The 14,026-nt window shown below is 60.7% G+C and carries 10 protein-coding genes; 3 read left to right on the forward strand and 7 right to left on the reverse strand.

Annotated features, from left to right (window positions below; all coding sequences use genetic code 11):
- Window position 1: 1 nt before the first annotated feature.
- Both ACY8D3_RS14470 and mrcB read right to left on the reverse strand, forming a co-directional pair.
- The gene (locus ACY8D3_RS14470) at window positions 2-742 is read right to left on the reverse strand and encodes a tetratricopeptide repeat protein (RefSeq protein ID WP_462379469.1); all 741 of its coding nucleotides are present in this window, start codon (window positions 740-742) and stop codon (window positions 2-4) included.
- Window positions 730-3,048 (reverse strand): penicillin-binding protein 1B, encoded by a 2,319-nt coding sequence (gene mrcB, locus ACY8D3_RS14475; protein WP_462379470.1) that lies wholly within the window; start codon window positions 3,046-3,048, stop codon window positions 730-732. The genes ACY8D3_RS14470 and mrcB overlap by 13 nt, the downstream gene beginning before the upstream one ends.
- Window positions 3,049-3,164: 116 nt before the next feature.
- Here mrcB and ACY8D3_RS14480 point away from each other — a divergent pair, with 116 nt between their 5' ends.
- Window positions 3,165-4,706, forward strand: a complete 1,542-nt coding sequence (locus tag ACY8D3_RS14480; protein ID WP_462379471.1) for a bifunctional aminoglycoside phosphotransferase/ATP-binding protein — start codon at window positions 3,165-3,167, stop codon at window positions 4,704-4,706.
- Between the two features lie 335 nt (window positions 4,707-5,041).
- Here ACY8D3_RS14480 and ACY8D3_RS14485 read toward each other — a convergent pair whose 3' ends face one another.
- The 5 genes from ACY8D3_RS14485 to ACY8D3_RS14505 all read right to left on the reverse strand — a co-directional run bounded on the left by ACY8D3_RS14485 (window position 5,042) and on the right by ACY8D3_RS14505 (window position 12,393).
- Complete coding sequence (locus tag ACY8D3_RS14485; protein WP_462379472.1) at window positions 5,042-6,121, reverse strand: 3-deoxy-7-phosphoheptulonate synthase; 1,080 nt, start codon at window positions 6,119-6,121, stop codon at window positions 5,042-5,044.
- Between the two features lie 465 nt (window positions 6,122-6,586).
- Window positions 6,587-8,872 carry a beta-glucosidase BglX gene (gene bglX / locus ACY8D3_RS14490; RefSeq protein WP_462379474.1) on the reverse strand — a complete coding sequence of 762 codons (2,286 nt, stop codon included), beginning with the start codon at window positions 8,870-8,872 and terminating at the stop codon, window positions 6,587-6,589.
- 177 nt (window positions 8,873-9,049) lie between these two features.
- Window positions 9,050-10,372 (reverse strand): MFS transporter, encoded by a 1,323-nt coding sequence (locus ACY8D3_RS14495; RefSeq protein WP_462379476.1) that lies wholly within the window; start codon window positions 10,370-10,372, stop codon window positions 9,050-9,052.
- Between the two features lie 105 nt (window positions 10,373-10,477).
- Window positions 10,478-11,221 carry a DNA/RNA nuclease SfsA gene (sfsA, locus tag ACY8D3_RS14500; RefSeq protein ID WP_462379478.1) on the reverse strand — a complete coding sequence of 248 codons (744 nt, stop codon included), beginning with the start codon at window positions 11,219-11,221 and terminating at the stop codon, window positions 10,478-10,480.
- Complete coding sequence (locus ACY8D3_RS14505; protein WP_462379479.1) at window positions 11,221-12,393, reverse strand: pyridoxal phosphate-dependent aminotransferase; 1,173 nt, start codon at window positions 12,391-12,393, stop codon at window positions 11,221-11,223. Before ACY8D3_RS14505 ends, sfsA begins: the two co-directional genes overlap by 1 nt.
- 193 nt (window positions 12,394-12,586) lie before the next feature.
- On the opposite strand from ACY8D3_RS14505, the gene dksA reads away from it, so the two are divergent.
- Both dksA and gluQRS read left to right on the forward strand, forming a co-directional pair.
- Entirely contained in the window at window positions 12,587-13,030 is a 444-nt protein-coding gene (dksA, locus tag ACY8D3_RS14510) for an RNA polymerase-binding protein DksA (RefSeq protein WP_462379480.1), read from the forward strand.
- A 92-nt stretch (window positions 13,031-13,122) separates the two neighbouring features.
- The gene (gluQRS, locus tag ACY8D3_RS14515) at window positions 13,123-14,007 is read left to right on the forward strand and encodes a tRNA glutamyl-Q(34) synthetase GluQRS (RefSeq protein ID WP_462379481.1); all 885 of its coding nucleotides are present in this window, start codon (window positions 13,123-13,125) and stop codon (window positions 14,005-14,007) included.
- Window positions 14,008-14,026 lie beyond the last annotated feature (19 nt).

The raw sequence follows: 14,026 nt of genomic DNA on the forward strand, positions 1-14,026 counted from the left end.
ATCAGGAGCCAACCCGGGCACGCTGGCGTGCCTCGTTCGCACCCGCCGAATCCCCCTGACGATCGCGCGCTTGGGCAATGATGTCCCAAAGGCCTGCTTGCAGTGCGGGGCGCCCGTTCGCATAGCTCAGACCTCGGCGTGCGAACTGCTCAGCCTGGGCAGCGTCGCCCTGCGCCAGCCGAACCTGAGCCAGGCGGTAGAGAACCTGGGGCTCGCGGGGCGCAATGCGCTGCGCACGCTCCAGGCTGGATGCCGCGCCGTTCAAATCGCCGCCGCTTTGCTGGCCCTGGGCCGTCGTCAACAGTGCCAGGACGGGACCATCCAGTTCTTCGTCCGCCGACAGGGCGCCACCGCTTGCTGCGCGCGGGATACCCGTAGGGGTATTACCCTGGCCAGCAGGCGTATAGGTCGGGGCAGGTGCGGTCTGGGAAGACTGCGCTGCGGGGGGCGTCCAGCCGGAGTCGGTAGCAGGTGAAGTCACCAGCGGTGCGCTGGACCCGCCCTGCGGCACCATAACCACAACCCCCGAGTCTTCAGGCGCCTGTACTTGCTGCTGACGTTGAGGCTGGGGCATCCCGTATGGCCGTCCGGCATTTCCCTGCTGACTGGAATTGAGCGGCGCGCCAGCATCCACGACCGGCACCGAACCACGAGGATTGGTCGAGCACCCGGTGACGAGCGCCAACAACGCTAAGGCTGGAAGCCATTTTTTCACTACAGAGCCCTCGATCACTGAAGCCATCCTTTCACCCAATCCATCACCGTGTCGGACGGCTGCTGCTGACCACATGCCGCGCCTGGCGTTGGTTCACTGCCACGAATATAAGGCATCTGCACCGCGTTCGGGCAGCCCTGCGCCGAGCCCTGCCCGGAATACGCGTCGATCCAGGCATAGTCGACATTACTGGGTATTGGCATGTCCAAGGACAATGGATTCGTCTTGGCCATATATCCTGACCAGATTTGGAGTGCACCCGTGGCACCTGTCAAAGGTGTCTTGCCGTTATCGTCGCGCCCGATCCATACCACCGCAAGCTGATCCTGACTGAACCCCGCGAACCAGCTGTCTCGAGAATCGTTGGTCGTACCGGTCTTGCCGGCCAGGTTCACGGAGGACGGAACTTGATTGTAGACCGACCGCCCTGTCCCCTCCCGCATGACGCGCTGCATGGCGTTCTGCACGAGGAAGACGGCGCCGGCATCGACCGTCTGCTGGATCTGGAAGGGATACCGCTTGAGTGGCTCCCCCTCGGCGGTCAGCACGCTGCGAATCCCACGCAGCGGCGTATTGAATCCACCATTCGCGATCGTCTGATACATCGTGGCGACCTCCATGGGGGTCAGCGCGCCGGCACCGAGAAGCATCGCTGGGTACGCGGGCCATTGGCGATTGACTCCCAGCTTCTCCATCGTCTTCAACACGTTTGGCACGCCGACGTCCAAGCCCAATCGCGCACTGGACAGGTTGTAGGAGTTCACCAGCCCCTGGTAGAGGTAAATCGTACCGTGTGGTTTGCGGTCATAGTTCTGCGGGCTCCAGACCTGGCCGTTCTCGCCCTTCACCGAAAACGGTTCATCCTCGAGCCAACTGGTGAGCGTATAGCGACTCGGTTGCTCAAGGGCGGTCAGATAGATCGCGGGCTTTACGAGCGAACCGATTGGCCGGACCGCATCGAGGGCGCGGTTGAAACCGGCGAAGCGTGGCTGGCGGCTGCCAATGAGCGCTTGTATCTCGCCATTCTCTGGGTCTGTCACGACCATGGCTGCCTCGGTTTGATCGACACCGGCGCGCCCGGCCATGCGCTTGAAGCCGTCACGCATGGCGGTTTCAGCCTTCCACTGTTTGATCGGATCGAGACTGGTAAAAATACGCAGCCCCTCTTCCGTTAGGTCTTCCTCACGATAGTCCTCACGCAACTGTCGCTTGACCAGATCAAGGAAGGCCGGGAACGACCCATTTTCAAGGCTGCCACGCTCAGTAACTCCGAGCGGACGCTGCTTGGCTGCGGCCACTTCTTCAGAGGTGGCGACGCCCTGCTCGGCCAACACATCCAGAACGACATTCCGGCGCTCGATCGCCCGCTCCGGATGGCGACGGGGGTTGTAGTAGGTGGGCCCCTTCACCATCCCTACCAGCAATGCCACCTGGTGCAACTGCAGTTCGGAGAACGGCTGACCAAAGAAATACTGGCTCGCCAGACCGAAGCCATGGATAGCGCGCGGACCATCCTGCCCAAGGAACACCTCGTTCAGGTACGCCTCGAGGATGTCCTGCTTGTCGTAATGCATCTCCAGCAGAACCGCCATCATGGCTTCGGTCAGCTTCCGAGAGATGCTCCGCTCATTGGTGAGGAAGAAGTTCTTCACCAACTGCTGCGTAAGCGTGCTGCCACCCTGGCGAACCTCGCCCGATGTCGCGTTCACCCAGACAGCCCGTCCAATGGACTTCGGCGACACACCGAAGTGGCTGAAGAACTCTCTGTCCTCCACCGCCACGAGCGACTCGACCAAGCGCGATGGCGCCTGGTCGAGTTTTACAAGAATGCGGTCTTCCTGTTGAGCGGGATAAATGCCCCCAATCAGCATCGGCTCCAACCGCGCCACCGCCAAAGGCGTGCCATTGCTCTCGGTCAGGCTGGCTACGGAGTTTCCGGAGAACCGGACTCGAATGCTGCGCGGCGGCTCAGCCCCCTCATAGGACTGAAAACCACGCGTGTGCAGATCGATATTACTTCCGGAAACGGATGCGTCACCCGGGCCAGCCGCAGCGCGCTCACGGCGATAGCCAAGCGCATCGAGTTCCCGCAGGAAGTCGTCCTTGTCCAGGCGCTGACCTGCGAATAACTCCAGGGGCCGCGCATAGACCTTGGCAGGAATGGTCCAGCGTTTGCCGGAAAATTTCTGCTGCACTACAGCATCAAGATAGATGGCAAAACCGGCCAATAGCACAAGCCCGACGAGGCCGAGCTTGAAAGCCCAACCTAACCAGGGACGGAGGCCTTTGGAACGGCGTTTTGAGCGGGAGCGAGAAGAGCGTGCACGTGTCATGGCGGCGGATTATACGCATTTCAACATGGCGGGCCATGCACGCCCGGCAGTTTGCACACGCAGAGATGGCACTCAATAATGCAGGTCTTATTCACGCGCCTCCAAGGACTGCAACCGTGACCCAGCCATTGATCGACGCCCTGCGAAACCCCACCGTCTATCCCCATCCCGTGGAGGCCATCCAGGTCATCGAAACCCACATCTCCTGGGTCATCCTGACCGGACCGTACGCGTACAAGGTCAAGAAAGCCGTCAATTTCGGCTTTCTCGATTTCACGGAGCTTGCCGCGCGTAAGCATTTCTGCGAAGAAGAGCTGCGACTCAACGCGCGTATGACGCCCGACCTATACCTGGAAGTGCTGCCAATCAGTGGCTCCGCAACCAGCCCCAAGCTGGGCGGCGAAGGCGAACCATTCGAATACGCGTTGAAGATGAAGCAGTTCCCACAGTGCGACCTGTTGGCCGAGGTGCAGTCGCGTGGCGAACTGACTGCTGAACATATCGACGGCCTTGCGACAATGATTGCCGGCTTCCACGAGCGCACGCCTCACGTACCGCAAGAGCACCCTCTCTGCTCGCCTGAAGCGATCGTTGCCCCTATGCGGCAGAACTTCGAACAAATCCGCCCACTGCTATCCGACCCTGCAGACCTTGCACAACTCGACCTGCTGGAGCAATGGACGGAGGCGAACATCGATCGCTTGCAGTCGCGGCTGGCCGCACGAGCATCCCAAGGCGCGATCCGCGAATGCCATGGCGATCTGCACCTTGGCAATGCAACGCTGATCGATGGCAAACCGGTCGTGTTCGATTGCATCGAGTTCAACGAGCCCTTCCGATTCATTGATATTGCGGTAGATGCTGCCTTTGTTGCCATGGACCTTGAGGATCGCGACCTCAAGCCGCTATCGCGCCGATTCCTGGCCCAATGGCTTGAGAAAACCGGTGACTACGACGCCGTCCCGCTGATGAACCTCTACAAGGCCTACCGTGCCATGGTCCGGGCAAAGGTCACCCTGTTCCGCGTTGCGCAGGAGCAGGACCCGGTACAAAAGGCAGTCGTGCTTCGCCAGTACCGTCGCTATACCCAACTGGCAGAGCGCTATGCGGCTATCCCCTCACGCTTCCTGGCAATTACCCACGGCGTATCTGCGGTCGGGAAAAGTCATGTAGCGATGCGGCTGGTAGAGGCGCTAGGTGCCGTAAGGCTGCGCTCCGATGTCGAGCGCAAGCGGACGATCGAAGCGGCCTCGGTAGACGCGCTGTATAGCCAGGAAGCAACTGAAGCAACGTACGCACACCTCCACGCGATCGCAGATGAGATTCTCGCGGCCGGCAGCCCAGTCATTATCGATGCTACGTACCTGAAAGCCCCCCATCGCGAGGCAGCTTCCGCAGTAGCGGAGAAGCGCGGCGTGCCCTTCCTGATTCTGGATTGCCAGGCACCGGATGGCGTGATCGCCGAATGGCTCGAACAACGTCAACGTTCCGGCGAGGATCCGTCCGACGCCACGCTTGAGGTTGTCGAGGCACAGCGGCGGAACCGCGACGCCCTGACTGCCACCGAACTGGAATGCGCTTGGCGTGTGGACACGCATGAGGCAAAAAGCGTCGACACGCTCATCTCGCGAATCCGGCAGCGCCTCCCGGGCCTCTGAACAGCAGGCGAATGGGGGTAGGTTAATGCTGCCGCTCGTCGCCCCCTGACGCGATAATAGAAATAATTCTCAAAAACATTTGACGTGAAAACGAGAATAGTTATTATTACCTCAACTGGTCGCGAGGCCAGCCAGATAAGCTGATCAGGTCAAAGGCTGGCCCTCAGGTTATCTCCTCATCAGGCTAATCACGGTTATTGACCCGGCTCTTGCCGGGTCTTTTTTTTGCCTGACGTTTTCAGGATACGAATGCCGACCGTGCGGGAATACGCGTATTTCCCTGCGCCGATAGCGATTCGCTGAGTCAAGCCTCTCCGGGGTGCCTCGATTTGCGGTCAGCCCCGCAAGCGCGTTGCGGTCTCGAGTAATACGCGTTCGGTCTTTTCCCAGCCAAGGCAACCATCCGTGATGGATACACCGTAGGCTCTCGGGCCGTCGATCGACTGCGCGCCGTCCTGCAAGTGGCTTTCAAGCATCACCGCACGCAATGCACGATTACCATGGATTCGTTGGGCTACAACCTCCGCCAACACATGCGGCTGACGCTGTGGATCCTTGCCGCTGTTCGCGTGGCTGCAATCGACCATGATTCGAGGCTCAATGCCCTGCTCCTGTAATCCAGCGCAAGCCCGGGCGACACTGGGGGCGTCATAGTTTGGGCCGCCTTGACCGCCGCGCAGAACCAAATGCGTGTCGGGGTTGCCGGCCGTTTCGACCATCGATGGGTGGCCGCTCGCGTCGATGCCAAAATGCTGATGGGGCCTGGAAGCCGAACGCATCGCGTCGCTCGCAATCGTGACACTGCCGTCCGTTCCATTCTTGAAGCCGACTGGCATATCCAGGCCACTGACCAGTTCCCGGTGCACCTGAGACTCGCTCGTACGCGCACCGATAGCAGCCCAACTCAAAAGATCGTCCAGATAACCCGCGACCATTGGCTGCAGCAGTTCTGTTGCCAGCGGGAGGCCCATCTCAGCCAGCCGCATGAGGAGACGTCGTGAACGAAGCAGGCCTTCGGCCATATCTCCGCGCCCGTCCAGATGAGGGTCGTACACCATGCCCTTCCAACCCACTGTTGTCCGGGGCTTTTCCACATAGGCCCGCATGACGATCAGCAACTCCGACTCCACGTGGGCTGACAGGTCGCGCAAGCGCTCCGCGTATTCCATGGCTGAATCTTCATCATGCAACGAGCAAGGCCCGACCACGACCAACAAGCGGTTGTCCGCTCCGCTCAGCGTGTCCCTGACGGCCCGGCGGTGATCACCGATTTGCTGTGCAATGGACTGATGAAGCGGTACGCGGGCGCGCAGTTCAAGCGGGGTCGGCAGACGTTCGGTTCGGCGGCGCTCTGACGGGGAAGCGAGCAGCTCAACAGAAGACGTTTTCAGGATGGGCGAAGTGTGGGTAGACATGGATCAGGCTCCGGCGGCATACGGGCAACAGCCCGCCTGCCCTATCGAGTGGATGTTCGATTCAATCGGGAAGAAGCGGTAGACGTAGTGAAACGCCAGCCGAAAGCGCCGTAGCCAAAGTAAGCAAAGTAGTTGTTCATATCAGACTCCAATGGGTTAACCGAATAAACGGTTGGAAAAAGAAAACCCCCGGGCGGGTTACCGACCGGGGGTTTCAGAGAAACGGCGTGTCGGCGACCCTTTTTTGGGCCGCCTGATGGGTATCAGGTCAGCCCTTGGCTAAACCAATACCCGTAAAAATAGAACCCGCCCTGACGCGACCGCGCGCACGATGACACACGACCCCGAAGGGCAGTTGCATCAAGCACGTTAAGGGTCATATCAAGCATGGATTCATCTCTCGTTGATGTCTGAACGTTACTTCATCGCGCTGTACGGATCAACACCCTTTAAGCGCACCCCTGTTTACGGTTCAAGGTTGAAGCGCGCAGATTGCGTCTGGGCAGAATCCAGCCCGACCATCACCTCGAAACTTCCCGGTTCAGCGACATATTCAAGTTTCGAGTTGTAGAACTTCAGGGTTTCCACATCGATGTCGAACGAGACGTCGCGGCTCTCGCCCGGCTCGAGTGCCACTTTCTCGAAGCCCTTCAGTTCCTGCACTGGCCGGCTGATGGACGCCACAAGATCGCGAACATACAACTGCACGACCGTTTCGCCCTTGCGAGCGCCCGTGTTGCGAACCTTGACGCTGACTGTGATGCGGCCACTGGCCTTCATTTTGCTCCCAGACAGCTGCACGGGCGATACTTCGAAATCCGTATAGCTAAGTCCGTAGCCGAAGGGGTACTGGGGCCCATGCTCCAGATCAAGATAGTTGGACGTATACTTGCCGCGGTTTTCAGGACGGAACGGTCTGCCACTGTTCAGATGGTTGTAGTAAAGCGGCACCTGGCCGACCGACCGCGGAAAGGTCATGGTGAGCTTGCCAGCCGGGTTGTAATCGCCGAACAGCACATCAGCGATGGCATGCCCGCCTTCCGTACCAGGGAACCATGCCTCTAGAATCGAATGCGCCTGGTCATGCTCCCACTGAAGTGCCAATGGCCTGCCATTCAGCAGCACCAGCACCAGCGGTTTACCCGTCTTGCGTAGTGCGGCAATCAAGGCCCGCTGGGAGGCGGGAATCTCGAGACTTGCGCGGCTTGCCGACTCATCCGCCATGCCTCTCGCCTCGCCAACCACTGCGACGACTACCTCTGAACGGCTCGCCGTCGCCACAGCCTCATCGATCAAGGCCTGCGGAGAGCGCTCATCCACCGGACTGACCACCTCGTATGCATTCAGGAATTGCTGCACGAGCGGGTCGTCGCTGACATTGGCGCCCTTCGCATACAACACCTGCGCGTCATCTCCCACCGCCTCTTTGATGCCACTCAGTACTGTGACTGCCTGGCTGGGCAAGCCGGCGGCGGACCAACTCCCGATGATGTCGTTCTGGCTATCGGCCAGCGGCCCAACGACCGCTATCGTGCCGCGCTTCTGAAGCGGCAACGTATCACCATCATTCTTCAGCAGGACCATGCTGCGACGTGCGATGTCACGTGCGTCCTCTCGGTGCAGGCGGCTTTCGGCGTTCCGATCCTCCGGGTCCTCGGAAGCGATACCGGCGCGGCGATAGGGATCGGCAAACAGGCCCAAGCGGTACTTCGCGACCAGGACGTTACGACAGGCTGCGTCGAGCACGGCCATCGACACTTCACCTGACTTCACCAGGCCCGGTAGTTCGTTTTGGTAAAAATCGTCATTCATGTTCATGTCGGTGCCGGCATTGATCGCCAGGGATGTCGCCTGCGCCGCGTCACCGGCCACCCCATGGCGCGTCAATTCCATCACCGCGCCATGGTCACTGATGACCAATCCACCGAAGCCCCACTGGTCGCGTAATAGATCGCGCAGCAACCAGCGGTTCGCCGAGCCCGGCATGCCGTTCAACGCACTGAGCGACGTCATCACTGCTCCAGCGCCAGCATCCACCGCGGCTCTGTAAGGCGGAAGATAATCCTGATACATCCGCTGGTGGCTCATATCGACGGTGTTGTAGTCACGCCCTCCCTCTGTGCCGCCATAAAGCGCGAAGTGCTTGAACACCGCCATTACAGAAGAGGGATCAGCCAGATCATCGCCTTGATAGGCGTGCACCAGTACCTGGGCGATGCGTGACGTGAGATAAGGATCCTCACCGAAGCCCTCGGAGGCCCGCCCCCACCGAGGCTCGCGGGTCACGTCGATCATGGGCGAGAAGGTCATATCGAGACCATCCGCCGTTGCTTCCAGCGCTGAGATACGCCCGCTGCGATGGATCGCGTCCATATCCCAGCTAGAGGCCAGTGCAAGGCTTATCGGGAAGGCCGTGCGGTGCCCATGGGTCACGTCATAGGCAAAGAACAACGGGATGTTGAGGCGGCTGTGCTTGACCTGATCTTGCAGGAGACGGATATCGGGTCGCGTTACGGTGTTGAACACGCCGCCCACCTTGCCTTCGCGGATGTCCTTCATCAGAACTTCCTTGGGATGGTCAGCCCCCACACTGACCAGCCGCAGCTGACCGATCTTCTCCTCAACCGTCATGCGCTGCATCAGTTCGTCGATGAAACGGTCCTGTTGCGCCTGTGCCGCCAGCCTTTCATCGGCCTGGCTGGGCTGAATCGACAGCATGGCCAGCAGACCGAACATCCAAAGGGTTTTCATAATGGGATCTTGTGTTCTTGTAGGGGGAATCGAGGCAGGTCCGCGTTCGCTTACGACACAAAGCGAAACGGCCCCTGCCGGGGCCGCCATAAGGTGGGGCGTGACGCGAACGAAGTCAACGAAACGAAGCGCTACCGGCTATCGAGGCGCCGGGCGGGCAAGACCACGCCGAAAGCGTCAGCCCTTGGCATCCGCATAATCGAGGGATCGACGGGATGTCTCGGGAAGAGCAAGGCCGCCGACCATGGCCAGCAGCGCAATGGCGATCAGATAGAACGCAGGCGACATGCGGTTCCCTGAGACTTCGATAAGCCATGTCGCGACCAACGGGGCGGTCCCGCCAAAGATCGTATAGGTAAGGTTGTAGGTGAAGGCCGAAGCGGTATACCTGACCCGGGTTGGAAACTGCTCGGACAACAGCACGGCGGTTACTACGCCGCACGCGACGGCACCGACTGCAAGGAGCATCGCACCGAGCGCCGCGCTGAGCAGCTCGCCGGTCGCAGCCAGCATGAAGGCGGGGTAAACCGCGACGATCAGACTGATGCAGGCCGAAAGGATCGTTCGCCGGCGGCCAACGAAGTCCGAATACAGCCCCATGAGTGGACAAAGCAGCGCTGCAAACACCAGCGCCAACAGGCTCGCCAGCAATGCCGTAGGCCTTGATGCTCCTCCCACCACCTGCATATAGGTCGCCAGGTAAGTGGTGAACATATAGAAGGACAGCGCCGTCGCCGAGATGAACGCAGACAGGCAAAGAATCGGCCGCGCGTGATCCCGCAGTGTTTCCGTGAGCGGCGAATGTGCATGCTGGGGCTGCTTGGCCAATGCCTGGAACGCGGGTGACTCATCCAGACGCATGCGCATGTAGAGCCCGACCAGCCCTAGGGGCGCAGCGATCAGGAACGGCACGCGCCAGCCCCATGCCTGCATCTGCGCGTCGTTCAAGATCAATCCGAGCCCAAACACCAAGCCGGCAGCCGCCGCGAACGCCGTGAATGTAGATACCGGAACGAAGCTGCCATACCGGGCCTTGCGGTCGGTCGGCGCATGCTCCATGACAAACGCACAGGCGCCCGCGTACTCGCCCCCGGCGGAAAAACCCTGGAGGCAGCGCGCGACAGCCAGCAGCAGGGGCGCGAAGAGGCCGATAGTGTGGTACGTCGGCAATAACCCGATAACCGTCGTGGCCCCGGCCATCAGCAATACCGTAATCGACAGAACCCGCTTGCGTCCGATCCGGTCTCCCAGCACCCCGAAAACGATTCCGCCTAACGGGCGAAGCGCGAACGACACGGCAAATACGGCGAAGGTCTGTAGTAGCGCAAGCGTTGCATTGCCGGGCGGGAAGAACAGGCTGGCAATGGTCACGGCCAGGAAGCCGTATACCGCGAAGTCGAACCACTCGACAAAATTACCGATTGCCGACGCGGCAATCACCTTGCGTAGCGTTCGTGTATCGACCGATTCCGCTACACCTTCGACTCCGACGTGCGACATGAGCTTCCCTCCTCGACATGGCAGCCGCTCTACAACGCGGCCAGGCGATATACCCGTCGAACGCTACGCGTCATCGAGGAAAGGGACCGGAGGTGTAAGCGACCGCTACATACCCTCGAGCGACAGCGAAGGCAGTGCGCTTTCAAGAAGAACGGGAATGCGATGGCTGAGCGTCATGCCTTCGGGCGACAACTGCGCGGCGTAGGCCAGCACCTCGACACCACATTCGGCGGCCTTACGCAACGCCAGGCCGTAAGCCGGGTCGATTTCATTCGCAACACGAACCGATTCGATGCCGGACAGATTCACGCAATACAGCTGAACCGCACGGGTTCCGCCCTGCGCAAGTGTCGCCAACTCGCGCAGATGCCGTGCGCCGCGGGTCGTGACTGCATCTGGAAAGGCAGCTACCGACGACTCATCGAACCCCAGCGTGACGCTCTTGACCTCGACATAGGCGACCTCTTGCCCGTAGTCGAGCTTGAAGTCGATACGGCTGTTCTCCTGACCATAGCGGACTTCCCGACGCAAGCCGGTGAAACCGGACAACTCCTGAATCCGGCCCGCCCGCAGCGCTTCCTCTACCAGGGCATTGGCTCGTCCCGTGTTGATGCAGGCCAGGCGCCCTTGCGGCGTTTCGCCCAGCTCCCACGTACCTGGGAGCTTGCGACGGGGATCGTCCGAGCGACTGAACCAGATGCGCGCACCGGGGTCCATGCAGTTGAGCATCGAGCCCGTGTTGGGACAATGGATACACAGCGTCTCGCCATTGCTGGTCTCGATATCCGCCAGGAACCGCTTGTAACGTCGGATCAGCCGCCCTTCCTCGAGCGGTGGTTCGAACCGCATCAGGGCTGCCAGGTCCGTAGACCGCGCGCTATGCGCTCCACCGCCTCTTCCAGACGCGGAAGGCTCTGCGTATAGGCAAAACGTACATGCTGGTTGGCGCGGTAGCGACCGAAGTCGATACCCGGCGTGAACGCTACGAACTCCGTTTCGATGAAGTGCTGGCAGAACGCCGAGGCCTCGCCGCCGAATGCAGAAATATCGGCATATAGATAGAAGGCGCCCTCGGGTTCAACTTCGATACCGAAGCCGAGCTCACGCAGGGCGGGCAGCAGAAAATCGCGACGACGCGCAAATTCGTAACGACGCGCCTCGAGAATCTCCAGTGTTGCTGGCTCGAAACAGGCCAACGCCGCATGCTGCGCCATGCTGGAAGCACTGATATAGAGATTTTGCGCCAGCTTCTCAAGCTCAGGCACAGCCGCTGGCGGGGCGATCAGCCAGCCCAGTCGCCACCCGGTCATACCAAAGTACTTGGAGAAACTGTTAAGCACGAACGCGTCGTTGTCGACTTCCAGTACGCTGGCGGCGTCCATGCCATAGGTCAGGCCATGGTAGATCTCGTCGACGACCAGATGCCCGCCTCGCGCTTTGAGCGCCGACGACAGCCCACCGAGATCGTCACGGGTGAGCACCGTGCCTGTCGGGTTGGCCGGCGATGCTACCAGTGCGCCCACCGTGTCGTTGTCATAGTGCTGGGCGACACTCCGGGCGCTGAGCTGATAGCGCGAATCCGGGCCAACCGGCACGAGCTTGGCGGCGCCTTCGATCAGGCGGAGGAAGTGACGATTGCACGGGTAACCCGGATCCGCGAGGAGCCAATGCTTGCCGGGATCGACCAACAGACTGCTCGTTAGCAACAGCGCACCCGATCCGCCGGGAGTAATCAGCACACGTTCGGGGTCAATGCTTAACCCGTAACGGCCGAGGTAGTGCTCAGCAATCGCTGCACGCAGCTGCGGAAGCCCTCTTGCGGCGGTGTAACGGGTATGCCCAGCGGCCAGCGCAGCCTGGCCGGCGGCAACGATCGGTGCGGCGGTAGTGAAGTCCGGCTCACCGATTTCGAGATGAATGACGTCATGGCCGGCTGCCTGCAATTCGTTGGCGCGCGCCAGCAAAGACATGACATGAAACGGTTCGATGGCGCGGCTGCGTGCGCTGTAGAACGGGGCCATTGGCCTTCCTTTTACGGGGTCGAAAGGGCGATTCTAACGAAGTCATCCGTATGGCGGCAGTCAGCGTGATGGCCGGAGTAGCAGTCCCTCTGGACATCTGGTAAGTTCGCCCGCTTGCAGACGCGGGGCCGGCTCGACCGGCGAAGGACATTTTCCTGCGCAGTGGATTAGAGAGAGCGAGAGGCGGTCATCCATGCCCACTAAAGAGAAAGAATTGAACAGCCAACTGAGCCGCGGTTTCGAGCCCTATCAGGAATCCAAGGGCGAGGAGTACATGAGCGATGAAATGCGTGCGCATTTCACGCTGCTGCTCAACCGTTGGAAGAAAGAGCTGATGGAGGAAGTCGACCGCACCGTGCATCACATGCAGGAAGACGCGGGCAACTTCGCCGACCCGGCCGATCGCGCAACCCAGGAAGAGGAATTCAACCTAGAGCTGCGCACCCGCGATCGCGAGCGCAAGTTGATCAAGAAGATCGACGAAACGCTGCAGCTGATCGAAGACAACGAATACGGCTGGTGTGATTCCTGTGGCGTCGAGATCGGCATCCGCCGCCTCGAAGCCCGTCCAACCGCGACGCTTTGCATCGACTGCAAAACGCTGGCGGAGATCAAGGAAAAGCAACTCGGCGCCTGATGCACGGATGGGGCGCCGCGGCTGACGCATGATATGGATCGCACAATGCGATGCTCACTCATGACACAGCCGCGGCGCCCCGCTTCTTTTCCATGAGCCAGGTATACGTCGGGCGTTTCGCCCCAACGCCTAGTGGGCTGCTTCACTTCGGCTCACTCGTTGCCGCCCTGGCCTCCTTCCTCGACGCGCGTAGTCGCAACGGCCGCTGGCTGGTGCGCATGGAAGACCTTGACCCACCGCGCGAAGCGCCCGGCGCGCAAGATGTCATCCTGCAGACACTCGATACCTACGGACTGCATTGGGACGGCCCGGTCGAACGCCAAAGCTCGCGCCATGCGGCCTACGACGGCGTAATTTCAACGCTATTGCGCCAAGGCCTCGCCTACGCATGCACCTGCTCCCGTAAAATTCTGGAACCCTACGGCGGCATTTATCCCGGGCTATGCCGCAACGCATGCCGTGATACCGAGGACGCCGCCATCCGCATTCGCGTCCCCGACCTGCGCTACGGATTCGATGACCGCGTCCAGGGACGGGTCGAGCAGCAGTTGGCCAGTGAAGTCGGGGATTTCGTCACCCGCAGACGCGACGGACTCTATGCCTACCAGCTGGCCGTAGTGCTCGACGATGCCTGGCAAGGCATCACCGATATCGTGCGCGGCGCGGACCTCCTGGACTCGACACCGCGCCAGCTTTATCTGCAGGAACTGCTCGGGTTTTCCCAACCCCGCTACTTGCATGTCCCGCTGATCATCCAGCCCGATGGCCACAAACTGGGCAAGTCCTACCGCTCGCCTCCGTTACCGGCCGATCAGGCCCCTGCCTTGCTGACCCGCGCACTACGGGCACTTGGCCAACTGCCCCCGCCGGATCTCGGCTCCGCCTGCACTGATGACGTGATTGCGTGGGGCGTCGCAAATTGGGACGCTTCGCGCATACCCCGGACACGCACGATTGCCGAAGCACAGATCCGCTGACGTTGGCTCCCGGGCTCGC

It is taken from the genome of Pseudomonas sp. Marseille-QA0892 (assembly GCF_054950135.1).